This is a genomic window from Pseudomonas arsenicoxydans (assembly GCF_006438915.1).
Lineage (GTDB): Bacteria > Pseudomonadota > Gammaproteobacteria > Pseudomonadales > Pseudomonadaceae > Aquipseudomonas > Aquipseudomonas arsenicoxydans_A.
Genome location: NZ_RCZE01000002.1, coordinates 558,500 through 585,202, shown reverse-complemented (window position 1 = coordinate 585,202; position 26,703 = coordinate 558,500). Strand labels below are relative to the sequence as shown.

Annotated in this window: 20 protein-coding genes and 1 pseudogene; 8 read left to right on the top strand and 13 right to left on the bottom strand. The window is 59.3% G+C overall.

Annotated elements, in window-relative coordinates; all coding sequences use genetic code 11:
• The first annotated feature begins 142 nt into the window (after positions 1-142).
• A complete protein-coding gene (locus tag EAH78_RS06175; protein WP_140666678.1) occupies positions 143-2,572 on the top strand; it encodes a TonB-dependent siderophore receptor in 2,430 nt (809 codons plus the stop codon).
• A 135-nt stretch (positions 2,573-2,707) separates the two neighbouring features.
• Here the strand turns inward: EAH78_RS06175 and EAH78_RS06170 are convergent, their stop codons facing one another.
• Complete coding sequence (locus tag EAH78_RS06170) at positions 2,708-3,583, bottom strand: helix-turn-helix domain-containing protein (RefSeq protein ID WP_140666677.1); 876 nt, start codon at positions 3,581-3,583, stop codon at positions 2,708-2,710.
• A gap of 336 nt (positions 3,584-3,919) precedes the next feature.
• Here EAH78_RS06170 and EAH78_RS06165 point away from each other — a divergent pair, with 336 nt between their 5' ends.
• Positions 3,920-4,822 carry a DMT family transporter gene (locus EAH78_RS06165; protein WP_140666676.1) on the top strand — a complete coding sequence of 301 codons (903 nt, stop codon included), beginning with the start codon at positions 3,920-3,922 and terminating at the stop codon, positions 4,820-4,822.
• A gap of 20 nt (positions 4,823-4,842) precedes the next feature.
• Here EAH78_RS06165 and EAH78_RS06160 read toward each other — a convergent pair whose 3' ends face one another.
• The 6 genes and pseudogenes from EAH78_RS06160 to EAH78_RS06140 all read right to left on the bottom strand — a co-directional run bounded on the left by EAH78_RS06160 (position 4,843) and on the right by EAH78_RS06140 (position 9,941).
• Positions 4,843-5,352 carry a DUF2165 family protein gene (locus EAH78_RS06160; protein WP_140666675.1) on the bottom strand — a complete coding sequence of 170 codons (510 nt, stop codon included), beginning with the start codon at positions 5,350-5,352 and terminating at the stop codon, positions 4,843-4,845.
• A 142-nt stretch (positions 5,353-5,494) separates the two neighbouring features.
• Entirely contained in the window at positions 5,495-6,469 is a 975-nt protein-coding gene (locus tag EAH78_RS06155) for a 2-hydroxyacid dehydrogenase (protein WP_140666673.1), read from the bottom strand.
• Between the two features lie 832 nt (positions 6,470-7,301).
• Positions 7,302-7,409: pseudogene (locus tag EAH78_RS32110) on the bottom strand (DUF6124 family protein); the annotation flags it as partial.
• 106 nt (positions 7,410-7,515) lie between these two features.
• On the bottom strand, positions 7,516-7,989 hold the full coding sequence (locus EAH78_RS06150) for a hypothetical protein (RefSeq protein ID WP_140666671.1): 474 nt from the start codon (positions 7,987-7,989) through the stop codon (positions 7,516-7,518).
• Between the two features lie 264 nt (positions 7,990-8,253).
• On the bottom strand, positions 8,254-8,640 hold the full coding sequence (locus tag EAH78_RS06145) for a DUF6124 family protein (protein ID WP_140666669.1): 387 nt from the start codon (positions 8,638-8,640) through the stop codon (positions 8,254-8,256).
• Positions 8,641-8,972: 332 nt separating this feature from the next.
• Positions 8,973-9,941, bottom strand: a complete 969-nt coding sequence (locus tag EAH78_RS06140) for a LysR family transcriptional regulator (protein WP_140666667.1) — start codon at positions 9,939-9,941, stop codon at positions 8,973-8,975.
• Positions 9,942-10,289: 348 nt separating this feature from the next.
• Here EAH78_RS06140 and EAH78_RS06135 point away from each other — a divergent pair, with 348 nt between their 5' ends.
• From EAH78_RS06135 to EAH78_RS06115, 4 genes are all read left to right on the top strand, one after another.
• Positions 10,290-11,789 (top strand): efflux transporter outer membrane subunit, encoded by a 1,500-nt coding sequence (locus EAH78_RS06135; RefSeq protein ID WP_140666665.1) that lies wholly within the window; start codon positions 10,290-10,292, stop codon positions 11,787-11,789.
• 175 nt (positions 11,790-11,964) lie between these two features.
• Positions 11,965-14,157, top strand: coding sequence for an FUSC family protein (locus EAH78_RS06125; protein ID WP_140666663.1), 2,193 nt, complete (start codon positions 11,965-11,967; stop codon positions 14,155-14,157).
• Positions 14,147-14,347 carry a DUF1656 domain-containing protein gene (locus EAH78_RS06120; RefSeq protein ID WP_007896379.1) on the top strand — a complete coding sequence of 67 codons (201 nt, stop codon included), beginning with the start codon at positions 14,147-14,149 and terminating at the stop codon, positions 14,345-14,347. Before EAH78_RS06125 ends, EAH78_RS06120 begins: the two co-directional genes overlap by 11 nt.
• Before the next feature lie 39 nt (positions 14,348-14,386).
• On the top strand, positions 14,387-15,235 hold the full coding sequence (locus EAH78_RS06115) for an efflux RND transporter periplasmic adaptor subunit (protein ID WP_123435375.1): 849 nt from the start codon (positions 14,387-14,389) through the stop codon (positions 15,233-15,235).
• 124 nt (positions 15,236-15,359) lie between these two features.
• Here the strand turns inward: EAH78_RS06115 and EAH78_RS06110 are convergent, their stop codons facing one another.
• The 3 genes from EAH78_RS06110 to EAH78_RS06100 form a co-directional block, all read right to left on the bottom strand.
• Entirely contained in the window at positions 15,360-15,758 is a 399-nt protein-coding gene (locus EAH78_RS06110; protein WP_140666661.1) for a DUF4440 domain-containing protein, read from the bottom strand.
• Between the two features lie 118 nt (positions 15,759-15,876).
• Positions 15,877-16,701: an SDR family oxidoreductase gene (locus EAH78_RS06105; protein ID WP_140666659.1), complete on the bottom strand. Its 825-nt coding sequence runs from the start codon at positions 16,699-16,701 to the stop codon at positions 15,877-15,879.
• 33 nt (positions 16,702-16,734) lie between these two features.
• Positions 16,735-17,199 (bottom strand): multidrug transporter, encoded by a 465-nt coding sequence (locus tag EAH78_RS06100; protein ID WP_140666657.1) that lies wholly within the window; start codon positions 17,197-17,199, stop codon positions 16,735-16,737.
• Positions 17,200-17,365: 166 nt separating this feature from the next.
• On the opposite strand from EAH78_RS06100, the gene EAH78_RS06095 reads away from it, so the two are divergent.
• Both EAH78_RS06095 and EAH78_RS06090 read left to right on the top strand, forming a co-directional pair.
• On the top strand, positions 17,366-20,218 hold the full coding sequence (locus tag EAH78_RS06095) for an RHS repeat-associated core domain-containing protein (RefSeq protein ID WP_240051846.1): 2,853 nt from the start codon (positions 17,366-17,368) through the stop codon (positions 20,216-20,218).
• Positions 20,219-20,374: 156 nt separating this feature from the next.
• Positions 20,375-23,101: an RHS repeat domain-containing protein gene (locus EAH78_RS06090; protein WP_240051845.1), complete on the top strand. Its 2,727-nt coding sequence runs from the start codon at positions 20,375-20,377 to the stop codon at positions 23,099-23,101.
• 73 nt (positions 23,102-23,174) lie between these two features.
• On the opposite strand, the gene EAH78_RS06085 is transcribed toward EAH78_RS06090, so the two are convergent.
• The 3 genes from EAH78_RS06085 to EAH78_RS06075 all read right to left on the bottom strand — a co-directional run bounded on the left by EAH78_RS06085 (position 23,175) and on the right by EAH78_RS06075 (position 26,702).
• Complete coding sequence (locus EAH78_RS06085; RefSeq protein ID WP_140666655.1) at positions 23,175-24,626, bottom strand: mannose-1-phosphate guanylyltransferase/mannose-6-phosphate isomerase; 1,452 nt, start codon at positions 24,624-24,626, stop codon at positions 23,175-23,177.
• Between the two features lie 214 nt (positions 24,627-24,840).
• The gene (locus EAH78_RS06080) at positions 24,841-25,509 is read right to left on the bottom strand and encodes an alginate O-acetyltransferase AlgF (protein ID WP_140666653.1); all 669 of its coding nucleotides are present in this window, start codon (positions 25,507-25,509) and stop codon (positions 24,841-24,843) included.
• A gap of 17 nt (positions 25,510-25,526) precedes the next feature.
• Positions 25,527-26,702, bottom strand: a complete 1,176-nt coding sequence (locus EAH78_RS06075; RefSeq protein ID WP_140666651.1) for an alginate O-acetyltransferase — start codon at positions 26,700-26,702, stop codon at positions 25,527-25,529.
• Position 26,703 lies beyond the last annotated feature (1 nt).

Sequence of the window (26,703 nt, the reverse complement as noted above, 5' to 3'; positions counted from 1 at the left end):
AAGGCGTCCGATCAGCCAACACATAACCTCAAAACAAAAAATAATTTCAAAATTCTAGTGAGGTAAACCCAACCCCCATTCGTGTAGTGACTGAAACTGCGAGTCATTCGCATCCGTAGCGGTTCTACACAGGTCATGAGCAATGAAGTCCAGGGCAAAATCGGGTTCGGTCAAACAGTGGTTAGGTGCTTCGGCACTGAGTATGTCGGCGCTGGCCTTGCTGCCATCGAGCATCGCCTCGGCGGCTGAAGCCAACAACACGCAACAGCGCGCCCCGTTCAGTTTCGCCATCGTCGCCAAACCGCTGCCCCAGGCCCTGAGCGACTTCAGCCGGGTCACCGGCATTAGCGTGGTCTACACCGATGAAGCGCCGTACGGCCTCACCGCCCCGGCGATCAATGGCCAGTTCAGCGCCGAGCAAGCCATGCAACGATTGCTCAGCGGCTCGGGCTTCACCTTCCGCCGCACCGATGCGCACACCCTGATACTTGAACCCGTGCCCACGGCCGGCACCTTGAACCTGGGCGCGACCACCATCACCTCGGTCGCCGATCAATCCATGAGCTATCAGCCGCCGCCCACCAGTTCAGTGATGCGCTCATCGGCCTTACTCCAGGAAATCCCGCAGACCGTTAACGTCGTCCCGGCCCAGGTCATTCGCGATCAGTTGCCGCGTAATCTGGATGACGCGCTGGCCAACGTCAGCGGCATCACCCAGGGCAACACGCTGGCGAGCACTCAGGATTCGGTGATGACTCGCGGTTTCGGTGACAACCGTAACGGCTCGATCATGCGCGACGGCATGCCGATCGTGCAGGGCCGCGGCATGAATGAAAGTGTCGATCGTGTCGAAGTGCTCAAGGGCCCGGCCTCGCTGCTGTACGGCATTCAGGACCCGGGCGGGGTGGTCAACCTGGTCAGCAAGAAGCCGGAACTTGAGCAATACAATGCCCTGACCCTGCGCGGTTCGACCTATGGCGATGGCAAAAACGGCAGCGGTGGCAGCCTCGACAGCACCGGCGCACTCGGCACCTCCGGCCTCGCTTATCGCATGGTGCTGGACCACGAAGATGAAGATTACTGGCGCAATTTCGGCACCCACCGCGAGTCGCTGGTGGCGCCGTCGCTGGCCTGGTTCGGCGAAAGCACCAAGCTGCTGTTTTCCTACGAACACCGCGAGTTCCTGACCCCGTTCGATCGGGGCACGATCATCGATCCGCGTACCAACCACCCGCTGGACATCTCGCGCAACGAGCGCCTCGACGAGCCGTTCAACAACATGGAAGGCCGTTCGGACCTGTACCACTTCGAGGCCGATCACGAACTCAACGACAACTGGACCGCGCATTTTGGCTACAGCTGGAACCGTGAAACCTACGACGCCAGCCAAGTGCGCGTCACCGCCATCGACACCAAAAAAGGCACGCTGACCCGCAGCATGGACGGCACGCAGAATGCGATCAGCACCGACCGCTTCACCACCGCCAGCCTCGAAGGCAATGTTGAGTTCGCCGGGATGAAACACGACCTGGTGTTCGGTGTCGATGACGAGTACCGCAAGATCTACCGTGAAGACCTGATCCGCCAGAAAAGCCTGAGCACCTTCAGCTACGTCAACCCGGTCTACGGCCGCGAAGTCGCCGGCACCACCGTCAGCCCGGCGGACAGCGCACAAACCGATGAACTGCGCAGCGATTCGATCTTCCTGCAGGACTCGATTCACCTCTCCGATAAGTGGATTTTCGTCGTGGGCGGGCGTTTCCAGGAATACGACCAATACGCCGGCAAAGGCGTGCCGTTCCAGGCCAACACCGACAGCAACGGCCAAAAGTGGGTGCCGCGCGCGGGCCTGGTATATCGCTACACCGATGAACTGTCGTTCTACGGCAGCTACACCGAATCGTTCAAACCCAACTCGACCATCGCGCCCTTGAGCGGCAGCAGCACCGTGCTCGACGGCAGCATCGCGCCGGAAGAAGCCAAGGCCTGGGAAATCGGCGCCAAGTTCGACCTGCCGGGGCGCATCACCGGTGACATCGCGCTGTTCGACATCAAGAAACGCAACGTGCTGGTGGCCAACTCCGAAGGCCCGGTGACGGTCTACAGCGCCGCCGGCGAAGTGCGTTCCCGTGGCCTGGAAGTGGACGTGACCGGCCAGCTGACGGATCGCTGGAGCATGATCGGCAGCTACGCCTACACCGATGCCGAAGTCACCGAAGACCCGGACTACAAAGGCAAGCAGCTGCAAAACGTCGCCAGGAACAGCGGCTCGCTGTCGGCAGTCTATGACTTCGGCACGATCGTCGGTGGCGATCAGTTGCGGGTTGGCGCCGGGGCGCGTTACGTCGGTGAGCGAGCGGGTAACGCCGTGAACGATTTCGACCTGCCGAGCTACACCGTGGCCGATGCGTTCGCCACGTATGACACCCAGGTTGAAGGGCAGCGGGTCAAGTTTCAGTTCAACGTGAAGAACCTGTTTGACCGCACGTACTACACCTCGGCGGCGAGCCGGTTCTTTGTGTCGATGGGGGATTCGCGGCAGATTCTATTGTCGAGCACATTGGAGTTCTGATCGAAGACCGCGTCATCGTTCTTCGCGAGCAAGCCCGCTCCCACATTTGATAGCGTTCCCATATGAGAACTCGGTCAAATGTGGGAGCGGGCTTGCTCGCGAAGGCGGCCTGACAAGCACCGACTATCTTGGGGCTTACCGCAAAAACGCCTGCCGATATTCCCCAGGCGTCCCACCCAACGCCTGCCGGAACCGATTGGTGAAATGACTCGCACTGGCAAACCCGCAGGCCAATGCAATCTCGCCCAACGGCTGTGACGTCGAGCGCAATAACGCCTGCGCCCGGGTCAGCCGGCGAGCTAATACATACTGATGCGGCGGCAAACCAAAGCTCTCGCGAAACATCCGCGCAAAGTGATATTCCGACAGCGCACACAGCGCAGCCAGTTGCCCAAGGCTGATGGCCTCGGCCAACTGGTGATCGATGAACTCCGCCAACTGCCGCCGCTGATGCGCCGCCAATCCACCCTTGAGCCGCAACCCCTCGCGCATGCCGACTTGGCCCAGCAACACGTGGCTGAGCATTTCGTGGGCCAGGCTGCTGGTCAGCAAACGTTCGCCGGGTTCGTCCCAGTTGAGGGTGAGCATCTGCCGAAAGCGCAGGGCTTGCGCCGGGTCGTCGAGGAACGTGGCTTCGCGTAATTGCAGTTCACGCGGTTCGCGGTCCAGCAGCGTGACGCAGCCGAGGGCGAATTGTTCGGGGCTGAAATACACGTGGGCCAGGCGAATGTCGCCGTTGATCACCCAACCGGACTGGTGATCCGCCGGCAGAATGCACAGCTTGTCCGGGCCGCCCTTGGTGCCGGGCTGGTCGCGACGAAACGTGCCGGTGCCGCCGGCGATGTAGCACGACAGCGTGTGATGGCTCGGCGCTTCGTAGTCCTGGGCGTCGTGATGGTTGCTCCACAAGGCTGCAGCCATGCCGTCACCGAGCTCGGCGCTGTGCTCGAGGCGAGCATTGGGCGAGCGGTTGAGGGCTTGAAAGACTTGCAACGTTTCCAGTGCGGGCATGATCGGTTCTCTCCAACGCCTTGCATCCTACTCCGTAGACGTTGGCCTGCCAGCCTCTGCACTGACAAAAGCGCAAGTTTATGCAAGTGCATGCACGTTTGGCGCAGCACACTGGATCCCTAATCAGGCAGTGGTGCTGGCTAGTACGAAATCTGTGGCGAGAGAGCTTTTGTGGCGAGGGGGCTTGCCCCCGCTTGAGTGCGAAGCGCTCACAAGATTCGCAACGAGTGCCAGGATTTTGGGGCCGCTTCGCAGCCCAACGGGGGCAAGCCCCCTCACCACAAAGCGCCTTTGCCACAAAAGATCGCCGTGCCGCCCCATCCAGGAGTGTTTGCCATGAACCTGTCGTTGTACTTGCTGACCGTGCTGATCTGGGGCACCACCTGGATTGCCTTGAAATGGCAATTGGGCGTGGTCGCGATTCCCGTGTCGATCGTCTATCGCTTCGGCCTTGCGGCGCTGGTGTTGTTTGCGCTGCTGCTGTTGAGTCGACGTCTGCAAGTGATGAACCGTCGCGGGCACTTGATCTGTCTGGCGCAGGGACTGTGCCTGTTCTGCGTCAACTTCATGTGTTTCCTGACGGCCAGCCAGTGGATTCCCAGCGGCCTGGTCGCCGTGGTGTTTTCCACCGCCACGTTGTGGAACGCCCTGAATGCGCGGGTGTTCTTCGGCCAGAAAATCGCCCGCAATGTGCTGATGGGCGGGGCGTTAGGCTTGTTCGGGCTTGGCCTGCTGTTCTGGCCTGAGCTGGCGGGCCATACCGCAAGCCCGCAAACCTTGCTCGGCCTGGGCCTGGCGTTGCTCGGAACCCTGTGCTTCTCGGCCGGCAACATGCTGTCGAGCCTGCAACAGAAGGCCGGTCTGAAACCGTTGACCACCAACGCCTGGGGCATGGCCTATGGCGCGGCGATGTTGTCGGTGTGGTGCCTGGTCAAAGGCATTCCGTTCGACATCGAGTGGAGCACGCGCTACATCGGCTCGTTGTTGTACCTGGTCATTCCCGGTTCCGTGATCGGTTTTACCGCTTACCTGACATTGGTCGGCCGCATGGGGCCAGAACGCGCGGCCTATTGCACCGTGTTGTTCCCGGTGGTGGCGTTGAACGTGTCGGCGTTTGTCGAAGGCTATCAATGGACTGCACCGGCCTTGGTGGGCCTGGTGTTGGTGATGCTGGGCAACGTATTGGTGTTTCGTAAACCCAAGCCACCCGTGGTCCGGGCAACCGGCAAACTGGCGTGACGTTCATAAAGATCGAGCGTTCAGCGCTCGATCTTTAACGTTATATAAATTAACAACGGCAACATGAAGTCAACGATGTGCCGGGCCCAGTCCTTGGCGTTCCATGTTTGTGATTTGTCCATGTTGAACCATTCAGCGCCGACAACTTGCAGGCAAACGTAATAGATAAACAGGCCGATCATCAATCCGATGATCGAGCATTTTTTGGCCTCGTGGAATGCCTTGGCTGACGCGTTGATATTTCGAAGCAGGTGATAAGTGCCCATCAGGCAGAACACGGTGTACGTCACCTCGAGGGTGATGATAAGCCAGTAGATACGGTGATGGAGCAGAGGGGAAGTGATTGCCCGGTAGCTGGTGTTTTCGCTGTTCTGCGTGGTGTCCATGCTCAGGATGTGGCCGACATATTCGTAGTTGGTGGCATAGTCCGTAACGTTGCCATACATCACCAACAGTCCAAATAAACTTATATAGGCCATCAGTATTACTTTGCTGTATCTGATGATTTGTGCGGTGTTAAGCGTGTGCAAGGCAAGGGTTCTCCATAACCGTTAGTCCGTGGGGTCGGGCAGTAGTGGAGAGTCTATAGCGGGGTTTTATCTTTCGCCGGTTGACTGAATTGCAAGTTGTGTAGAGGGGCGGGCAGACGATTAAAACCGTCTGCCCGTTTAGTCAGCCTTTCCAGACTTGCGGGTTGACCAGATCCTGCGGGCGCTCGCCCAGCAAGGCGCTGCGCAAGTTGGCCAATGCACGGTTGGCCATGGCTTCACGGGTTTCGTGGGTGGCGGAACCGATGTGCGGCAATGTCACCGCGTTTTTCAGCTGGAACAGCGGCGACTCGGCCAGCGGTTCTTTTTCGTAGACGTCCAGGCCTGCGCCGCGAATGCGGTTGTTTTGCAGCGCTTCGATCAGGGCCGGCTCATCGACCACCGGGCCTCGCGAGATGTTCACCAGAATCGCACTTGGCTTCATCAGTGCCAGTTCACGGTGGCTGATCAGGTGCCTGGTTTTGTCGCTGAGTGGCACCACCAGGCAGACGAAATCGGCTTCGGCCAGCAGTTGATCCAGCGTGCGGAACTGCGCGCCGAACTCTTGTTCCAGCTCGGTCTTGCGGCTGTTGCCGCTGTAAATGATCGGCATGTTGAAGCCCAGGCGACCGCGACGGGCAATGGCCGCGCCGATGTTGCCCATGCCGACGATGCCCAGGGTTTTGCCGTGTACATCGGTGCCGAACAACGGCGCGCCGACGGTGGCTTGCCATTGGCCGGCCTTGGTCCAGGCGTCCAGCTCGGCGACGCGGCGGGCGCTGCTCATCAGCAGGGAAAACGCGAGGTCGGCGGTGCTTTCGGTGAGCACGTCCGGGGTGTTGGTGAGCATGATCCCGCGTTCGTTGAAGTAGGCGACGTCGTAGTTGTCGTAGCCGACCGAGACGCTGGACACCACTTCCAGTTTGGCGGCGTTTTCCAGCTGCGCACGCCCGAGTTTGCGACCGACACCGATCAGGCCGTGGGCGTGGGGCAGGGCTTCGTTGAACTGGGCATTGATGTCGCCGTTTTTCGGGTTCGGCACAATCACGTCGAAGTCTTGTTGCAGGCGTTCAACCATTTCCGGCGTGACGCGGCTGAAGGCGAGGACAGTCTTTTTCATGGGAGGAGGGCTCGTCGGGCGTGGAGAATGCCAAGCACGCTAACATTCTTCCCCGACATTGTGCGAGTCCCCGGGCATCGGATATGCGCTACTTCAAACTGTAGGAGTGAGCCTGCTCACGATGGCGTCCTGAGAGACGACCATTCTCCATCAGATGTACCCAGATCAAACTGTGGGAGCCTGGCTTGCCAGCGATGGCGGCCTGACAGACGACCATTCTCTTCCTCGGTGTACATATCCATTCCTGCGGTAACGGCCACTAATGGTTCCGCCCTTACGGCGTGTCACTTTGGCAAACGCCCCAAAGTAACCAAAGGTCTCGCCCCGAGCGTCCGGCCCCTCGCCTAGGCTCGGCGTTCCTTCGCTCCGGTATCCATCCGGGGACACTGCCCTCCGGTCTGCTTCGCTACGACCTACATGCAGCGTGTTCGACTGCGTCGAACGGCGCTGCGCGCCACTCCCCGGATGAACACCTCCACTCAGCCTTCCGAGGGGGCGGGCAGATCAAAAGCTGCAGGCGAGCTAACGCTCGGCCTGTTGAGTGGTGAGAAGCAACGGCTGTACGCCGATTTATTGTAGGAGCCTGGCTTGCCAGCGATGGCGGCCTGACAGCCGACCATTCTCCATCAGATGTACCCAGATCAAACTGTGGGAGCTGGCTTGCCAGCGATAGCGGCCTAACAGCCAACCAATCCCTAGCAGATGTACCCCATCCAATTGTAGGAGTGAGCCTGCTCGCGATAGCGGACTCACATTCAACAGTGAAGCCGACTGACTCACCGTCATCGCGAGCAGGCTCACTCCTACAGGGGGATGGATTTCTGCCGGGGAGTTAGCGGTGCGTCGTGGGTTTTGGCAGTTCGAGGTTATCCATCATCCGGTTCGCTGCCTGCTCCGCCAGCATGACGATCTGCTTGATCGCCATCGCCTTGTGCCGATGAAATGCCAGCGACCCACAAGACCTACCCATTTCCGTCTGCCCCAACAACCGACAGAACCCGTCGGAAACATTCCCCAAAAATCACCGCGTCTGTAGGAGGGTGAAATCAGTTCAGCAGCCGCCCACCCCGCACCTGTTTCGTTTTCATATACTCCATGCCGGCACCATTCTTGATCTGGCCAGTACTTTCAGTGATTTCGCCGTTAAAACCGAAACTGAATTGGGCATTCAAAATACCGTTAACGCTGTCGAAATCGATATCGATATATCCGACGTCAGGGTTAGAGATAAATGGGCGGAAAGCGTTTCCGTTATTCCATACTCGAGCAAGAAGTGGCGGCGAGATCAAGCCCGTTTTGGTGAAGTCGTAACGTCCATTTTCAATATCGAAGGGGAACTCGAAGTGTACATGGCTGTATATGCCTAACTCAGTTTCCTGTCTGGCAGAAAACAAAACCAACTGCTTATTGGTTACAAATCGAAAAGCAGACGCTTCAAGTGGTCCGATTCCAGAAAGGGGCACAGTAGTTAGGGTGCCAGACACGGCGTTGGGGTTTTCCCATCGATGTTCTTCATTCATTTGCGCGTTCCTTCAGCGTTAATTTAGAGCCTGCATATCAAATTCTCCATCTCCAGGGGTAGGGCGTCTACTGTCATAACTGGCAGGTTTTTATAATGGATTGAAATATAAAAGGCGTTAGATCAGTTGGTTTGACTTTTTATATACTGAGTTTCAGGTGCTTTTGGTGGGAGCTTGCCCGCGATTGCGGCGTTTTGGGCGACATCAATGTCGGCTGACACAGAACTATCGCGAGCAGGCTCGCTCCCCCAGGGGATTGGTTTTTTACTGGGGGCAGCGGTGGGGTGTGGGTTTGGGCAGTTCCAGGTTGTCCATCATCCGGTTCGCGGCCAGTTCGGCGAGCATGACGATTTGCTGGATGGCCATGGCGGTGTTGCGGTGCGGGCCTTCCAGGTAGGCGGCAAAATCGCCGGCCATTACGCTGGCCTGGGCCAGGGACTCGCAGGTGTGGGCCAGCAGGTCTTCGTCTTTGAGGTCCGGTGCAAGGAGAAACATGGTGCTGGGTTTACGGGTGGGCGGTGACTTCAGGGCCGCGGGGTTGAGGTAGTGATTCAGCGCGCGTTCGGCGGCGTCGTGGAATTTTTTGGAATCGACGGATTCGTAAGGGGAAACGTCGTCGGTATCTGGAGGGTTCGGGGTTTCTTTGATCATTCGGGCGTTACTCATTGGCGTATTTATTGGAGCCGCCATTTTTCGCTTCCAGACGAAAGGGTGGCAGCCGTGCGCAGGCTGGAAAACCGGATAAATCCGCCAAAACCCGGCAGACCCGAAGGTCTCCCGCGCACAGCCGCCATAACAAAGAAATGCGTGCAGAAAAAGCGCCGCAGTATGCCATGAGCTGTTGACGTATTTATCAGGTTTCCAGGCCTGATCGCTGAAGTGCCAGCGACAACCAAAGCCTACCCATTTCCCGTCTGACCCAACAACCGACAGAACGCGTCGGAATCCTTCCCCAAAATCAGCGCGTCTGTAGGACCGTGAGATCAGTTCGCCACCCGAACCCCGCCCAAACTCCCGCTCAATTCATACGCCGCCAATTCCGCCTGATGCGCCGCCAGAATCTCCGGCAACGAGCCGCGCAAGTACTCGACCCACGTCTTGATCTTCGCGTCGAGATATTGCCGAGAAGGGTAGATCGCATACAGATTCAGTTCTTGCGAGCGGTAGTTCGGCATCACCCGCACCAGCGAGCCGTTGCGCAAGCCTTCAATCGCCGCATACACCGGCAGCACGCCAACACCCATGCCGCTGGTGATCGCGGTTTTCATCGCGTCCGCCGAGTTCACCAGAAACGGTGAACTGTTGATGGTCACGGTCTCCTGGCCTTCCGGGCCGTCGAAGGCCCATTTCTCCAGCGGGATCACCGGGCTTACCAGGCGCAGGCACATGTGGTTCAGCAAATCGCTGGGCTTTTGCGCGCAACCGTTGGCTTTCACGTACGCCGGCGAGGCGCAGACGATGCTGTAAGTGATGCCCAGCCGCTGAGACACGAAGCCCGAGTCCGGCAGTTCGCTGGCGAGGACGATGGACACGTCGTAGCCCTCGTCGAGCAGGTCCGGCACGCGGTTGGCCATGGTCAGGTCGAAGGTCACGTCCGGGTGCGTCTTGCGATAACGGGCGATGGCGTCGATCACGAAGTGCTGGCCGATGCCGGTCATGGTGTGCACCTTGAGCTGCCCGGCCGGCCGCGCGTGGGCGTCGCTGGCCTCGGCTTCGGCTTCTTCGACGTACGCGAGGATCTGCTCGCAGCGCAACAGGTAGCGCTTGCCGGCTTCGGTCAGGGCGATGCGGCGGGTGGTGCGGTTGAGCAGGCGGGTTTGCAGGTGGGCTTCCAGGTTGGAGACCGCGCGCGAGACGTTGGCGGTGGTGGTGTCCAGTTGCACGGCGGCGGCGGTGAAGCTGCCGGCCTCGGCCACGTAACTGAAGGCGCGCATGTTTTGCAAAGTGTCCATGGGGTGCTCTCAAGGGAGATGGCAAATTGTGACACAAGGTTTCAAGGTCTGAGACCCCGACCAAGGGATTATCGCGCTAACGGTAACAAAGATTCACAAGAATCCCAGCTTATCGCCGTACAGGCCGGCCCCTAGAATTGCGCCACTGTAGGAGCCGGGCTCCTGTGGCGAGGGGGCTTGCCCCCGTTCGGCTGCGAAGCAGTCGTAAAGAAGTCGCCGCATTCTGATTGAAGAACGCAGTGACCGGATTTAGGGTCGCTTCGCAACCCAACGGGGGCAAGCCTCCTCGCCACAAAAGCCCGGCTCCTACAGGATTTCGTACTTCCCCTATTTCAGGAAATCTCAGCAGTGCCGCGTCGCATCAGCAGAGCGCTTCAGACGCTCAGTGTTTTGGCTTTAACCCTGGCAATCAGCGGCTGCATCGGTACCGCAGGCATTGCCCCGCAGGGCAAGGCACTGGAGGCCGATTCCCTGGCCACCGACGAAGCCATTCAACACGCGGCGCAAGACGCGCACTGGCCCACCGCTCAATGGTGGCAGGCCTATGGCGACCCGCAACTGAACCGCTGGATCGACCTCGCCGTGCAAGGCAGCCCGAGCATGGCCATGGCGGCGGCGCGGGTGCGTCAGGCCAAATCGATGGCCGGCATTGCCGAGTCCGCCGAGTCATTGCAGATCAATGGCGAATCCACCCTCAAGCGCCACAACTGGCCCACCGATCAGTTCTACGGGCCGGGCGAGTTGGCCAACACGACCACTTGGGACAACAACGCCGCGCTGGGCTTCCGCTATGCGCTGGACCTCTGGGGCCGCGAAAGCAATGCCACCGAGCGTGCCGTGGACATGGCGCACATGAGCGCCGCCGAAGCGCGTCTGGCGCAGCTCGAATTGCAGAACAACATCGTGCGCGCCTACATCGAACTGTCGTTGCATTACGCCCAGCGCGACATCGTCGAGGCGACGCTGCAGCAGCAACAGCAGATTCTCGACCTCGCACAGAAGCGTCTGAACGGTGGCATCGGCACGCACTTTGAAGTCAGTCAGGCACAAACGCCGTTGCCGGAAACCCATCGCCAGATCGATGCACTGGACGAAGAAATCGCCCTCAGCCGCAACCAGCTCGCGGCCCTCGCCGGCAAGGGGCCGGGCGAGGGCGCGCAATTGCAGCGGCCAACGCTGTCGTTGGGCGCGGCACTGAAACTGCCGTCGTCATTGCCTGCGCAGTTGCTCGGACAACGCCCGGACGTGGTTGCCAGTCGCTGGCAGGTGGCGGCGCAGGCGCGGGGCATCGATGTCGCCCACGCCGGTTTTTATCCCAACGTCGACCTGGTCGGCAGTCTCGGCTACATGGCCACCGGCGGTGGCGCGCTGGAGTTTTTGACCGGCAAGAAACTCAACTACAGCGTTGGCCCCGCGATCTCGTTGCCGATCTTCGATGGCGGGCGTTTGCGCTCGGAGTTGGGCGAAGCGTCGGCGGGGTATGACATCGCCGTCGCCAAGTACAACCAGACGCTGGTCAATGCACTGAAAAGCATCTCCGACCAGTTGATCCGCCGCGAGTCCATGGACAAGCAGCAGGCCTTCGCCGCCGAGTCCGTGGCCACGGCGCAGAAGACCTATGACATTGCAATGATCGCCTATCAACGCGGGCTGACTGACTACCTCAATGTGCTGAACGCGCAGACGTTGTTGTTCAAGCAACAGCAGGTGCAGCAGCAGGTGCAGGCGGCGCGGTTGAGTGCTCATGCCGAACTGGTGACGGCGTTGGGTGGCGGGCTGGGTGCGGGTAATGATGTGCCGACCGCCATACAAACCCAGGCCCCGAAAACCCCGAGCCTCCTCAAGTGACCAAGATCTGTCAGGCACGCCCATATTTGTGGCGAGGGAGCTTGCTCCCGCTTGAGTGCGCAGCACTCACAAAATCAGCAATGGTTGTCAGAATTTTGGGGCCGCTTCGCAGCCCAGCGCGAGCAAGCTCGCTCGCCACAGAATCTCTTTTTCCACACATTCTTCCAGGATGATGATGACGCCCTTGCCCGCACCTTTGCGCTGGCTGTACTCCCTTGAATGGCGCCGGGGCTTGTTCGACTGGGCCCGCAGCGACGGCGTGACCTGGGTCTACATCTTCAAGGTGTTGTTCGCTGCCTTCCTGACCTTGTGGCTGGCGATGCGCCTGGAGTTGCCGCAACCGCGCACGGCGATGATCACCGTGTTCATTGTCATGCAGCCGCAAAGTGGTCAGGTGTTCGCCAAGAGTTTTTACCGCTTTCTCGGCACCTTGACCGGCTCGGCGGTGATGGTCGCGCTGATTGCCTTGTTCGCGCAAAACACTGAACTGTTCCTCGGCTCGCTGGCGATCTGGGTCGGTATCTGCTCGGCGGGTGCGACGCGGTATCGCAACTTTCGCGCCTACGGTTTTGTGTTGGCCGGGTACACCGCGGCGATGGTCGGTTTGCCAGCGCTGGCGCACCCGGACGGCGCGTTCATGGCCGCCGTTTGGCGTGTGCTGGAAATCTCCCTGGGTATTCTCTGCTCGACGCTGGTCAGCGCTGCGATCCTGCCGCAAACCGCCAGCGCGGCGATGCGCAACGCCTTATATCAGCGCTTCGGCGTGTTCGCCTTGTTCGTCACCGATGGCTTGCGCGGTCGCAGCAAACGGGAGGCTTTTGAAGCGAGCAACGTGCGCTTCATCGCTGAGGCGGTGGGGCTGGAAGGCTTGCGCAGCGTGACCGTGTTCGAAGACCCACACATGCGTCGGCGCAACGGTCGGCTCAATCGTTTGAACAGCGAGTTCATGGGCATCACCACCCGCTTCAACGCCTTGCATCAGTTGCTCGAACGCTTGCGCAGCTGCGGTGCCGAGCCTGCGGTCGCTGCGATCAAACCGGGTTTGCAGGACCTGGCGCAAGTGCTCGACGGTTTCAGTGGACGCGCCCTGACCGACGCAGACGCGGCACGTTTGGTCGTCGAGTTGAGCGCTTATAAAGAAGGCTTGCCGGCGCGGGTTCGCCGCTTGCGGGCGACCTTTCAGGAGAGCAACCCGAGCGACGCCGAGCTGCTGGATTTCCACACCGCGTACGAGTTGCTTTATCGCTTCGTCGACGACCTGCACAGTTACGCACAGACCCACGCTTCGCTGGCCGATCACAGCCATGCGCGCGAGCAATGGGACGAGCCGTTCACCCCGCAAACCAACTGGATGGCCTCGGCGGCGTCGGGGATTCGGGCGGCGTTCATTCTGGTGGTGCTCGGCAGCTATTGGGTGGCGACCGCATGGCCCAGCGGCGCGACGATGACCTTGATTGCGGCGGCAACTGTCGGCCTTTCCGCCGCCACGCCGAACCCGAAGCGCATGGCATTTCAGATGGCCTGCGGGACGTTCCTTGGCGCACTGATCGGTTTCGTCGAGATGTTTTTCATCTTCCCGTGGATCGACGGTTTTCCACTGCTGTGCGTGATGCTCGCGCCGGTGATCGTGCTCGGTTCGTTCCTCACGTCACGCCCGCAATACGCCGGTGTCGGCCTCGGCTTGCTGATCTTTTTCAGCACCGGTTCGGTGCCGGACAACCTCACGGTCTACAACCCTTACGCCTTCATCAACGACTACATCGCCATGGTGCTCGGCATGCTGGTGTGCGCGGCGGCCGGGGCGATCATTCTGCCGCCGAACAGCCGCTGGTTGTGGCGACGGCTGGAGCAGGACCTGCGCGGGCAAGTGGTGTACGCGATCAGCGGCAAACTCAAGGGTTTGGCGTCGAGTTTTGAGAGCCGCACGCGGGACTTGCTGCATCAGGCGTACGGCCTCGCGGCGGGACAGCCGCAAGTACAGCGGAACTTGCTGCGCTGGATGTTCGTGGTACTGGAAGTCGGCCACGCGATCATCGAGTTGCGCAAGGAACAGGCGATTCTGCCAGTGCATCCGGCCTACGTCGAATCGCAACCGTGGCGCCAGGCGATCCGCGTGATGGGTCGCTCGCTGGTGCGGCTGTTCCTGCAACCGAGCCAGAACAATCTGGAGCGCAGTTTGATTGCGGTCGACCATGCAATCAGCCGTGTGCAAGCCACCGACGAACCTTTCGCACCGCACTTCGACACCTCGGCCTTGCGCCGGGTGAAGAGCTACCTGCACTTCATTCGCACCTCGTTGCTGGACCCGCAATCACCGCTCGCGGCCTACACGAAAACCGCGCCGCAAGGACTTGAACATGCCTCGTGAAATCGCCTTCCACGGCGTATACATGCCGACCATGACGCTGATGTTTTTCATTGCCGCCGCACTGGCCTGGGCGCTGGACCGGTTCTTGTCCGGGTTCGACCTGTACCGCTTCTTCTGGCACCCGGCGCTGCTGCGCCTGAGCCTGTTTACCTGTCTGTTCGGCGCGCTGGCGCTGACCGTTTACCGTTGACTCTCGATCACTGACTCTCTATCTCTGAAGAAGGCCCTGATGAAAAAGCTTTTCAGCCTGCTCGCCACCCTGCTGGTGCTGGCCCTCGCGCTATGGATCGGCCGGACCTTGTGGGTGCACTACATGGACACCCCGTGGACCCGCGACGGCCGGGTGCGCGCCGACATCATCAACGTCGCCGCCGACGTCACCGGGGAAGTGGTGGACGTGCCGGTGCGCGACAACCAACAAGTGAAGAAGGGCGACTTGCTGATGCAGATCGACCCCGAGCACTACCGCATCGCGGTCAAGCAGGCGCAGTCGCTGGTCGCCTCACGCAAGGCCACGTGGGAGATGCGCAAGGTCAACGCCCGTCGCCGTGCCGACATGGACAACCTGGTAATCTCCAGGGAAAACCGCGACGACGCCAGCAACATCGCCGACTCGGCACTGGCCGATTATCAACACGCTCAGGCGCAACTCGAAGCCGCCGAACTCAACCTCAAACGCACCGAAGTGCGGGCGGCGGTGGACGGGTACGTGACCAACCTCAACGTGCATCGCGGCGACTACGCGCGCATCGGCGAAGCGAAAATGGCCGTGGTCGATATGAACTCGTTCTGGGTCTATGGCTTCTTCGAAGAAACCAAATTGCCGCATGTGCGCGTGGGCGATAAGGCCGACATGCAATTGATGAGCGGCGAGGTGTTGAAGGGGCATGTGGAGAGCATTTCTCGCGGCATCTACGACCGGGATAACCCGCAAAGCCGCGAGCTGATTGCCGATGTGAACCCGACGTTCAACTGGGTACGACTGGCGCAGCGAGTGCCGGTGCGGATTCACATTGATGAAGTGCCGGAGGGTGTGCTGTTGGCGGCGGGGATTACGTGCACGGTGGTGGTTAACTAGGCGTTGGCGAGTAACCCTGTGGCGAGGGAGCTTGCTCCCGTTGGACTGCGCAGCAGTCCCATACTTTTTGGGGCCGCTTCGCAGCCCAGCGGGAGCAAGCTCCCTCGCCACAAGAGCGTTCGAGTCAACCCTTGCAAAACGTCTCATGCAAGTGCCGCCAGATCAGCCTGCCATCGGCGCCTTTCTCAAACACCACGGTCGAACGCCGATCCGAATGCAGCCCGGTGGCATCGGTCTGTTGCTCGCGATAACTCACCACCGCGCCGCCGTCATACAGCGCGATACCGCGTAATTCACTGAGCTCGATCCTGAACCCGAGCTTCTTCCCGCCTGCCATCTGGAACAACTCGCTCAAGGCCTCGAAATCCAGCACCCGGCCCAATGGCGAGATCATGGAAAACTGTGGTGAAAACCGGCTCAGCAGTTGTTCAAGTTCCGAGTCGTCTCGTTCTTCGGCCAGCCATTGTTCGATGGCGACGTGGGCCTGGATGACTTCGTCGAAGTAGTCGGTGTAGTCGGTCATAGTGTTTCCTGAATTTTTTCAATGTTTGTTCTGACGCCTTCGCGAGCAAGCCCGCTCCCACATTTGAAATGCATTTCCCTGTGGGAGCGGGCTTGCTCGCGAAGGGGTCGACCCGGTCTCAGAGCTGCCCACGCAACCCGAACCGCTTCATCAACCCCGATTCCAGCAACCCTTTAGGCAGCAACCCCGCCAACAACGGCAACGCCCGGCTGCCATTGCCCAATCGAATCAAACGTGGCGGCTTGCCCTGCTGCACAGCCTTGAGCAAACCCTCTGCAAACTCCTTGGCAGGCGTCGGCTTGTCCTGAGACGCTTTGGCCCGCGCACGTATGCCTTCGCGCAGGGGAAACCACGGCGATTGTTCGGTGATCAATTGTTCAGCCTCATGACCGGCATTCTTGGCGAAACTCGATTCGATGGCGCCCGGCTGGACTTCCATCACGCGAATACCGAACGGCGCCAGTTCCATGCGCAGCGCATCGCTCAACGCATGAACGGCTGCTTTCGAGGCGCAATAGGCACCGGCGAATGGCGTGACCAAAACCCCCGAAACGCTGCCGATGTTCACCACCAATCCCTTGGCGCGACGCAGCACCGGGAACAGTGCGCGGGTGACGCCGACGACCGAGAACACATTGGTTTCGAATTGCCGCTGCATCGCTGGCACACCGCCGTCGAGCAGCGGCCCCATCGCGCCATAACCGGCGTTGTTAATCAGCACGTCGAGGCCGCCATGTTGCTGATTGATCTGTTCAGCGAGCCGTTCGAGTGCGGCGCCGTCATTGACGTCCAGTTGCACGGGGGTGAAACCGGCGGCGGCTAACGCGGCCACGTCTTCAGCCTTGCGGGCGCTGGCCCAGACTTCGTAGCCGGCATTTTTGAACACCTCGGCGAGGGCGCGGCCAATGCCGCTGGAGCAACCGGTAATCAACGCAACGGGCATGGCGCGGTCCTTGTGCAAAAGTGAGAAAGGGGATCAGTCGGAGAAACTACCTTGCAAATGCTCGGCGCGAAACTCCAGCGTCTGCGGGCGATAACCCGGGCGAAGCGGCGGCAGGGGCAAGCAGTCTTCCCAGTTTGCGCCGGCCTGCAGTTCGCCGGGGCCGCGATAGCGCGGTGCGGCGTATTGATTGTCGGCCAGATTGACCGTATCGCCCGGCGCATAGGCCGCGATGCGCCAGCGCAGCTCGGTCAGTGGCACGTCGTTGCCGTTGTTCATTTTCAGTTGCAGCGGGCGGTCTGCCGGGCATCGTTCGGGCGCATAAGTGATGCGCAATTCAAGGCGCGCCAGTTGTTTGACCTCGCGGTTGTCCAGCCAGATCACCCACGTCGCCACCAGGCCCAAACCGACGGCGGCCGCCACGGACACGGGAAACGCCTTGGACGGGTAGCGCAGCAGCAGGATCAGCCAGGTAATGACCAGCAGGACGCCGATGAACATGTGTGTACGCTCCTTGAACTCATGACCTCCATCCTACCGAAGGGCTGCCGGAATGGACATTCGCCGATCCACCGCGATCACCATTGGTCGGTACTGTAATTTCTGACAGTAGCGATGCCTGACCACGAACGGTTAGATAAGCGCAGGCAAACAGGGACGGACCGGCATGCAGGCCTCACCGTTGGGAATGCACCACAAAACACCCAGAGTGTTCGTCTTCGATCCTCGAGGGCTGCCGATCCGTTCGGTGGATTACTGGCGCGAGGTTGAAGGTGCCCCGGCTCAGGCTCGCATCAACCGCACCTTGCACAATGCCGCCGGGGTGGCGGTAAAACAGTGGGATCCACGGCTCTGGCGGCTACAGCAACAAGATCCTATGACGGCCGCCAATCTCACGACCGTGCATTCGCTGACCGGTCATCCCGTCTGCACGGTCAGTGTCGATGCCGGCTCTCAGACCCACCTTCTCGGTCCGGCCAATGAAGTGCTGCAAGGCTGGGACAGTCGCGCTACCCGACGCGAGATTCGCTACGACGACCGGCTTCGTCCCGTGGCGGTGTTTGAACACGTCGCTACGCAGCCACCCCAATGTGCCGAACGTATGGAATACGGTGGCGCCGATCCGGTTAACCGCGATCATAATCAATGCGGGCAGTTGATTCGTCAGGACAGCCCCGGCGGTACCGTACTGTTTGAGGCGTTTGCGATCACCGGCCAATGCACCCGACGCATTAAGCACTTCACCCTCGACGCCGTTCCACCGGATTGGCCGGAGCCGATAGCCGATCGACAAACACTGCTGGAGCCGGGCGAGGGTGCCGTTTCGGCGTGGCGTTACGGTCCGCTGGGGAATGTGCTGGAAACGGTCGATGCCCGGCAGAATTGCCAGGCCTTCGTCTTCACCCTGGATGGCCGGCTGCACCAAAGCACCTTGAAGCTGGCCGGCAAAACCACTTGGCAAACACTGGTCAGCGAGATCGAGTACAACGCCGACGGACAGCCCCTTAAAGAAGTGGCGGGCAACGACGTACGAACAACGCTCACGTATGGCCCCGAGGATGGCCGGCTGATGGAGCGACGAGCGGATAGTGATCGCAACGATTTGCTGCAACACCTGCTCTACACCTACGACCGAATGGGCAATGTGCTGAGTATCGAAGACAAGGCGTTGCCGGTGCGTTACTTCAACAACCAACGCATCGACCCTCTCAGTCGCTTTATCTACGACAGTCTTTCCCAATTGATCGAAGCCACCGGTTGGGAGGCGGGCGCTCCCAACCAGGGGCCGGAGTCCGTGGGTCGTACTGATCCGGCGGCGGTCAGCAATTACCAGCAGACCTACCGCTACGACGAGGGCGGCAACCTGCGGAAGTTGACGCATGTGGGCACACAAAACCCTGGCCGTGAACTGACCGCCGCGCGTTACAGCAATCGCTGCCTGCCCTGGCGCAACGGTGTGCCACCGACGGAAGAGGACATCGCCGCTGCATTCGATGCCAACGGCAATTTGACGGAGCTGGATCAAGGGCGGTTTCTGACCTGGAATCTGCGTAATGAACTGGCGTCGGTCTGCCCGGTGGAGCGCGATTCCGGGCGCAATGACTGTGAGCACTATCTCTACGATGGCGGCGGTCAACGGTTGCGCAAAATTCGTTCGTTGCAGACCAATGCCCGAACCGTGACCGCCGAAGTGCGTTACTTGCCGGGGCTGGAACTTCGTACCGACAGCGGCACCGGGGAGGTGCTGCACGTCATCACCGCACAGGCCGGCCTCAATACCGTGCGGGTGTTGCATTGGGAAAGCGCTCCACCAACCGGCATCAATGATCAATACCGCTACACCTTGGTCGATCGCCTCAACTCCTGCACCGTGGAACTGACCGACGATGCGCAGATCATCAGCCAGGAAGTCTTCTATCCCTTCGGTGAGACGGCCTGGTACGCCGGCCCGGATGTGATTGACGTCGACTATAAAACCACTCGTTATTCGGGCAAGGAGCGGGATGCGACGAGGCTTTATTACTACGGTTTTCGGTACTACGTGCCGTGGTTGTTCCGTTGGCTGAATCCGGATCCGGCGGGGGATGTGGATGGACTGAATCTGTATTGGATGACCCGAAACAACCCGGTCAGCTTTATTGATGACAGTGGAGCCATTTCGAAAGAGCCCTTGAGTAACGGCCTACGGACACCGGTCATAGCGGTGGGTAATGAGCGCAACGTGCCGGGTGCCAAGCCCGTTGATGCGGGAAAACCTATCCACATGGTGCCATTCACGGGGCAGTCAGCGGATATCCTCAAGGCATTATCGATACCTGAATTTAGCCGTGTGGGGGTTAACACCGACTTGCTGATGTCAACGAAAGTCGCTTATTCACCGCAGGTCAGCTCGCAACTGGTGAATAAAGAAGGCGCCAGTTTTATATTTTCAATGCAGCGGATGACGTATTCCGGCGCGGCGAAGGGTGAGTTCAATGCTCTCAAGGTTGTCGATATCGCTGCCGGTGAAATTCCTGAACAATCCAGCGCAGTCTCCGGCTATTGGGCTGCGCAGGGAGGGTATGTAGACATACCTGTCCATCCCCAAGGCACGGACCCCGAGTTTGTCTTTACGCCGGGTTTCAGTGGTTGTTCGCTGACGGTCGATCAGCTCAACAAGAATGTATTGCGGGTGAGGCACGTAGAGGGTTCAAAAGAAGATGCGCAATACAACACGTTACCTTCCGCTGAGCACGGAATGGGGCTCAGCGCAGCGATGGAATATACCGATTATGGATTTGATGTTGATGAAAACAACAATGTGATCACACAGACAACCGGGTTCGCCTTCATGAGGTACGACCGAAAAATAAAGGCGTGGGACATTCATTATCAAACCCTTCAAGGTGCAGCGACCATCGGAAAGTATTCCCCGGCCGAGCGAGGTTTTTTTGGCGCAGCGAAGTCTTCTGTGAATGTGTTCGAGCGTACCAAGGTCAGAAACACCATGAACAAAAAGGTTGTCACCGCCAGGCAGTAAATCGACGGGACAAAAAAAGCCCCCGCCCAACCCGCTGCGGGAATAGACATTCAAGGATCAGCTGCGATCACCGTTGGTCAGGACTGTAATTTATGACAGTAGCCAGCCCTGAACATGCGGAGTTAGATAAGCGCAGGCAAACAGGGACGAATCGGCATGCAGGCTGCGGCAGTGGGAATGCACTACAACACCCCCCGATTGTTCACCGTCGATCCGCGAGGGCTGCCGGTTCGTTCGGTTGATTATTGGCGCGAAGACGAAAGTGCCACCGCGCTGGCGCGCATCAATCGCACCTCCTACGATGCCGCAGGTTTTGCAAGGAGACAGTGGGATCCGCGGCTGTGGGCGTTGCAAAAGGACGATCCCTCCACTCCTGCCAATCTCACGACCGTGCATTCGCTGACCGGTCATCCCGTCTGCACGGTCAGTGTCGATGCCGGCTCACAGACCCACCTGCTCGGCCCGGCCAATGAAATGCTGCAAGGCTGGGACAGTCGCGCTACCCGACGCGAGATTCGCTACGACGACCGGCTTCGTCCCGTGGTGGTGTTTGAGTACGTCGCCACGCAGCCACCCCGATGTGCCGAACGTATGGAATACGGTGGCGCCGATCCGGTTAACCGCGATCGTAATCAATGCGGGCAGTTGATTCGTCAGGACAGCCCCGGCGGTACCGTACTGTTTGAGGCGTTTGCGATCACCGGCGAATGCACAAAGCACGTTCAACACTTCACGCTGGATGCCGATGCGCCTGACTGGCCCGAGCGGACCGCTGATCGCAATTGTTTGTTGGAGCACGGCGATGGAGCAGTCTCGACGTCGCGATTCGGTCCGCTCGGGAATGTGCTGGAGTCGGTTGATGCCAGGCTGAACTGTCAGACCTTTGGTTTCACCCTTGATGGCCGACTCCGCCACAGTGTCTTGAAACTGGCAGGCAAGCCGTCCGGGCAAACACTGGTGAGTGAAATCGAATACAACGCCCAAGGACAGATCACTCGCGAAGTGGCGGGTAACAACGTACAGACGATCCTCAAGTATTCTGCGGAAGACGGACTTCTGATCGAGCGCCAGGCGCACAGCGAGCACACCGGCTTGCTGCAACATCTGTTCTACACCTACGACCGAATGGGCAATGTGCTGAGTATCGAAGACAAGGCATTGCCGGTGCGTTACTTCAACAACCAGCGTATTGATCCCGTCAGTCGCTTTATCTACGACAGTCTTTCCCAATTGATCGAAGCCACCGGTTGGGAGGCGGGCGCTCCCAGCCAGGGGCCGGAGTCTGTGGGGCGTACTGATCCGGCGGCGGTCAGCAATTACCAGCAAACCTACCGCTACGACGAGGGCGGCAACCTGCGGAAGTTGGCGCATGTGGGCACACAAAACCCGGGCCGTGAACTGACCGCCGCGCGTTACAGCAATCGCTGCCTGCCCTGGCGCAACGGTGTGCCACCGACGGAAGAGGATATCGCTGCTGCATTCGATGCCAGGGGTAATTTGCTGGAGCTGGACCCGGGGCGGTTTCTGACCTGGGATCTGCGCAATCAATTGCAGTCAGTCAGCCCGGTGGAGCGCGATTCCGGGCGCAATGACTGTGAGCACTATCTCTACGATGGCGGCGGTCAACGGGTACGCAAAATCCGTTCGTTGCAGACCAATGCCCGAACCGTGACCGCCGAAGTGCGTTACTTGCCGGGGCTGGAGCTTCGTACCGACAACGGCACCGGGGAGGTGCTGCACGTCATCACCGCACAGGCCGGTCTCAACACCGTGCGGGTGTTGCATTGGGAAAGCGCTCCACCGTCAGGTGTCAACGATCAGTGCCGCTACACCTTGGTCGATCGCCTCAACTCCTGCACCGTGGAACTGACCGACGATGCGCAGATCATCAGCCAGGAAGTCTTCTATCCCTTCGGTGAGACCGCCTGGTTTGCCGGTACGGACGTGATTGACGTCGCCTATAAAACCCTTCGTTATTCGGGCAAGGAGCGGGATGCGACGAGGCTTTATTACTACGGTTTCAGGTACTACGTGCCGTGGTTGTTCCGTTGGCTGAATCCGGATCCGGCGGGGGATGTGGATGGATTGAATTTCTATGCGATGGTCATTAATAACCCAATGACGTTTTCGGATACCAATGGACTCACCCGTATCGGAAACTATGAAGTGAGCGTGGGGCTAAAGGAGAAAGTAGCGCTGAAATTGGCGAAATTGAAGAAGATTAGCGTGCTTGATAACGTGTCCGGGAAATACAAAGATACCGATGAGTTTAAGGTTGTGGAGGTGGAGTCGGATAGCAAATACCTGGTGGGACGTGACGAGGTAAAGGAAAATTTGAAGCGCTACAAGGCTATTTATAGCGTCCGTTCGCAAACTACCTCGCTGATGGAGGAGGGAAAAGTGGAATCTAATGACAGCCTTGGAGAAAGTGTTTCGGGTTACATGTTGCGTAGCGCAAATGACACCTTTGTAGACGACTCGAACACGTTGGACTCACCAAACAGGCATCCTGATATTTCCGTTGAACGACGATTTTTTGTTGTTTTGAAAAGAGCGGATAAGAATAAGTTGCCTGAGCAACGAGAGATATACGGTCTCACCGAGCTGAGTACTTTTACGCAAAAAGGAAAGACTGAGGCAACGGTCGTTCAGACAGTCGTCCACCCTTATACGCAAGGTGCAGAAGAGCAGTCGGGAGGAAAGTCCGGGAACGCCAGCGCAGCGCGAAATCTACCCCATATGCGAGGGATAGGCACGTATTTGACAGTGCAGTCTCTGGCGATAGTGTCGAAAAGGATGAACCTCACAAGAGTTATTACCGAGGCGATCAATCCACGGTCAGCCAAAATCGCACTTAAATTCGGTGCCAAATTGGTCAAGTAAAGAAAAAGCCCCCGCCCAACCCACTGCGGATAGGGAACGCAGCGGGCTGGACGGGGGCTTTTTGTTTTAACGCTTATTGCGCGATGGTTTTCACCGACACGCCGCGTTCGATCGGGGTGGAGCGACCGTAGATATCTTCAAACCGCTCGATATCGTCTTCACCCAGGTAGCTGCCCGATTGCACTTCGATGATCTCGAGTGGAATCTTGCCTGGGTTGCGCAGACGGTGGACCGAGGCGATCGGGATGTAGGTCGACTGGTTTTCGCACAACAGAAACACGTTGTCGTCGCAAGTCACTTCGGCGGTGCCGCTGACCACGATCCAGTGTTCGGCGCGGTGGTGGTGCATTTGCAGTGACAGGCACGCGCCCGGCTTGACCGAGATGTGCTTGACCTGGAAGCGACCGCCCATGTCCACCGAGTCGTAGGAGCCCCACGGACGATAGACTTCGCAGTGGTTCTGGGTTTCGCTGCGACCCTGTTCGTTGAGGGTGTTGACCATTTGTTTCACGCCTTGGACGGCGTCCTTGTGCGCAATCATCATGGCGTCCTTGGTTTCGACCACCACGATGTTCTCCAGGCCGATCACCGACACCAGTTTGCCGTTGCCGTGGATCATGCAGTTCTTGCTGTCCTGAATCACCACGTCGCCTTTGGTGACGTTGCCGTTGGCGTCTTTTTCATTGACTTCCCACAGCGACGCCCAGCACCCGACATCGCTCCAGCCAGCGGTCAGCGGCACGACGCAGGCGCGCTGGGTTTTTTCCATCACCGCGTAGTCGATGGAGTTGTCCGGGCAGCAGGCGAAGGTGGCTTCGTCGAAGGTGATGGTGTCGGCATCTTGCTCGCTGCGTTCGAGGGTCAGCAGGCAGGTGTCGTAGATGTCCGGGTCGTGCTTTTTCAGCTCTTCGAGGAAGCGGCTGGCGCGGAACAGGAACATGCCGCTGTTCCAGAAATAACCACCGGACTCGACATATTCGGTGGCGCGTTTGACGTCAGGTTTTTCGACGAAGTGCGAAACGCGGCTGACGCCTTCGGGCAGCAGCGAATCATTGGTCGACTTGATGTAGCCATAACCGGTTTCCGGTTTGGTGGCCGGCACGCCGAACAGCACCATTTCGCCGTTTTCCGCCGCGACGGTGGCCAGGGCCAGGGCGCGTTGCAGGGCTTTCTGGTCTTCCAGCACGTGGTCGGCCGGCAGCACCAGCATCAACTCGTCGCGACCTTCATTGACCAGCATCATCGCGGTCAGGGCCACGGCCGGCGCGGTATTGCGACCGAACGGTTCCATCAGGATGCGTTGGGCTTCCAGTTTGCGGTTGCTCAACTGCTCGTTGACGATGAAGCGGTGGTCCTTGTTGCACACCACGATCGGGGTGTCCATGCCTTCGAACACCAGGCGCTCCAGGGTTTGCTGGAACAGCGTGTGTTCGCCGGTCAGGGCGAGGAATTGCTTGGGAAACTGTTTACGCGAAAGCGGCCAAAGACGTGAGCCGCTACCACCTGACAAGATCACCGGAATCATGTTGTTACTCCTTTAAAATCGATTGGTTAGAGCTACGAACGTTCTGTCGTTTCACTCTTGTTCTTGTTCCGTGTCCTGACTGAGGGCTCGGTCTAGTGTGGGAGCGGGCTTGCTCGCGAAAGCGGTGGGTCAGTCAACATCATCGTTGAATGTAAAACCGCATTCGCGAGCAAGCCCGCTCCCACAGGGAAGATGTGTCAGTCAGGCAAATTGATTAGCGTGTCGACACCGGGCGTTTTACCCAGACTGGCGACAGGCTGCTGCCGTTGCCGGTGACGTACAGCACCGCCGCTTCACCGCGCTCCAGGGCAACCGGTTTGACGTCGCCGACTTTTTTGTCGCCTTCAAACAGCGCCAGGCTGACCTTTACCGGATTGATCTCACGCTCGCCACGGCCCTTGGCGGCCACGCTTGGCACCACGTCAGTCTTGCCGTCGGCAGTCTTCAGGGTCAGGGCCTTGTCGCTCAGGTTCTGCAGACGCACCAGGGACTTCTGCTTGTTCTTGAACGGTGGTTCTTCGATCAGTTGCGGTGCACCGCTGGCGTTGTTGACCAAGGTGTAATAGTGGTCACCGGCCAGTTTCACCGGCAGGGATTGGCTGCCGACCTTGGCGCTGTAGTCGCCGCCCGGCATGAAGCTGAAGTCGGTGCTGGACAGCGGTGCAACGTCGCTCAGGGCGGTGGTGCCGACGGTGGCGCTGACTTCAGCGTTACCGGCGTTGTAGACCCGTACGAAGCTCGAGCCTTTTGGTGCGGTCGGGCCGTAGAGTGCGGCGTCGCCACCGGCGAAGGCGTTCATCGACAACACGCTGAAGGTCGCGGCCAAAGCAACTGCTTTTACGGAGCGAGCGGCGAGACGGCGAGGAGTAGTAGTGAAAGTCATGGAAGTACCTCTCTCTTTCAGTTTTGCGCCCGGTCGGGCGTCTCGGATTTAGTGTTTGCGGCTACGTTTTGTTGGCGGGCGCCGGCTTCTTTGAGCTCTGCGACCCACTGCGGGTCGGCGTCGCCGATTTCGTTGTTCACAGGCAGATAGCGTTCAGGAAACTCCCAGATCAGCACCTGTGGCGGGCTGTTCTTGAAAGCATCGCTTTTCAGGTAGCTGAGCATTGGCAGGATCGGGCCGTGGCCGTCTTCGGCGTAATTGACCACGTCGCTGCGCAGCGCTTGTTTCAGTGCGCCGACGAAGTTCCAGTTCGGGTTGGCGCTGTAGCTGGTGCCGATCAGCGCCACCGGCACTTCGGTGTTGGCGAACAGGGCGTCGTCACCGGTCGGCTGATCACCAGCCGCCACGGTGTTGCGCTTTTGCAGCGGTTCTTGTGCCGGCATCAGGTTTTCGAACAGCGGGTCCAGCGGCAGGAACAGGCGCAGGTCGCCCTTGTGCGTAACTTTCTCCGCAGGTGTGGTGACGAAGTTTTGCGGCTCGCCGCTCAGCGGGAGTTTGTCGGCGATGGTTTTGGCCAGGGTCTCGGCGGCGACTTGTGCGCCTTCCGGGGTCCAGTGGGTGTCGGTGCGCAGGAACACTTGCTGACCGTTCTGCTTGGCCTTTTGCAACGGGCCGAGCAGGTCGGGGGCGAGGATCTTGTCGGCCGCCACACGAGCGTGGAAGTCCTTGTAGAGGTTGGCGTGAATGCTCGAAGGCTTCACCTCACCCAGGTGTTCCGGGTACAGGCGCGTCTTGGCCGGCACGATCGCCATCACCAGTTGCACACCTTGCTCTTTCAAGGTCTGGCGCACGCCTTCGACCAGCGCATAGTTGCCTTGCAGGTTCAGCTCTTCGTTGACGATCGGGTTGAACTCTTCGTCGCTGTAGAGCCACTGATCGCGGCCGAGCACGACGCCCGGACGACCTTCGTTGAACAGTTTGAAATCCAGCGCGGCCCAGAGGTTGGTGCCCAGGCGCTTGATCGGAAACTCGTCGTCGTAGTGCGTCTCCACGGCTTTAGTCCAGCGGCCGTTGAGCACCGTGGTGTCGGCACTGGTGCTGAAACCAAAGAAGCTGCGCGTGGACCACAGGCCCAAGACCAACAGGGTCAACAGGAACAGGGCGATGTAGAAGATGCGTAATGAGCGGGTCATG

What these genes read in the sequence shown, in the direction of transcription:
- EAH78_RS06175 (WP_140666678.1), top strand. Translation starts at nt 143, where the DNA reads ATGAAGTCCAGGGCAAAATCGGGTTCGGTCAAACAGTGGTTAGGTGCT.
- EAH78_RS06170 (WP_140666677.1), bottom strand. Translation starts at nt 3,583, where the DNA reads ATGCCCGCACTGGAAACGTTGCAAGTCTTTCAAGCCCTCAACCGCTCG.
- EAH78_RS06165 (WP_140666676.1), top strand. Translation starts at nt 3,920, where the DNA reads ATGAACCTGTCGTTGTACTTGCTGACCGTGCTGATCTGGGGCACCACC.
- EAH78_RS06155 (WP_140666673.1), bottom strand. Translation starts at nt 6,469, where the DNA reads ATGAAAAAGACTGTCCTCGCCTTCAGCCGCGTCACGCCGGAAATGGTT.
- EAH78_RS06150 (WP_140666671.1), bottom strand. Translation starts at nt 7,989, where the DNA reads ATGAATGAAGAACATCGATGGGAAAACCCCAACGCCGTGTCTGGCACC.
- EAH78_RS06145 (WP_140666669.1), bottom strand. Translation starts at nt 8,640, where the DNA reads ATGATCAAAGAAACCCCGAACCCTCCAGATACCGACGACGTTTCCCCT.
- EAH78_RS06140 (WP_140666667.1), bottom strand. Translation starts at nt 9,941, where the DNA reads ATGGACACTTTGCAAAACATGCGCGCCTTCAGTTACGTGGCCGAGGCC.
- EAH78_RS06125 (WP_140666663.1), top strand. Translation starts at nt 11,965, where the DNA reads ATGACGCCCTTGCCCGCACCTTTGCGCTGGCTGTACTCCCTTGAATGG.
- EAH78_RS06120 (WP_007896379.1), top strand. Translation starts at nt 14,147, where the DNA reads ATGCCTCGTGAAATCGCCTTCCACGGCGTATACATGCCGACCATGACG.
- EAH78_RS06115 (WP_123435375.1), top strand. Translation starts at nt 14,387, where the DNA reads ATGAAAAAGCTTTTCAGCCTGCTCGCCACCCTGCTGGTGCTGGCCCTC.
- EAH78_RS06110 (WP_140666661.1), bottom strand. Translation starts at nt 15,758, where the DNA reads ATGACCGACTACACCGACTACTTCGACGAAGTCATCCAGGCCCACGTC.
- EAH78_RS06105 (WP_140666659.1), bottom strand. Translation starts at nt 16,701, where the DNA reads ATGCCCGTTGCGTTGATTACCGGTTGCTCCAGCGGCATTGGCCGCGCC.
- EAH78_RS06100 (WP_140666657.1), bottom strand. Translation starts at nt 17,199, where the DNA reads ATGTTCATCGGCGTCCTGCTGGTCATTACCTGGCTGATCCTGCTGCTG.
- EAH78_RS06095 (WP_240051846.1), top strand. Translation starts at nt 17,366, where the DNA reads ATGCAGGCCTCACCGTTGGGAATGCACCACAAAACACCCAGAGTGTTC.
- EAH78_RS06090 (WP_240051845.1), top strand. Translation starts at nt 20,375, where the DNA reads ATGCAGGCTGCGGCAGTGGGAATGCACTACAACACCCCCCGATTGTTC.
- EAH78_RS06085 (WP_140666655.1), bottom strand. Translation starts at nt 24,626, where the DNA reads ATGATTCCGGTGATCTTGTCAGGTGGTAGCGGCTCACGTCTTTGGCCG.
- EAH78_RS06080 (WP_140666653.1), bottom strand. Translation starts at nt 25,509, where the DNA reads ATGACTTTCACTACTACTCCTCGCCGTCTCGCCGCTCGCTCCGTAAAA.
- EAH78_RS06075 (WP_140666651.1), bottom strand. Translation starts at nt 26,702, where the DNA reads ATGACCCGCTCATTACGCATCTTCTACATCGCCCTGTTCCTGTTGACC.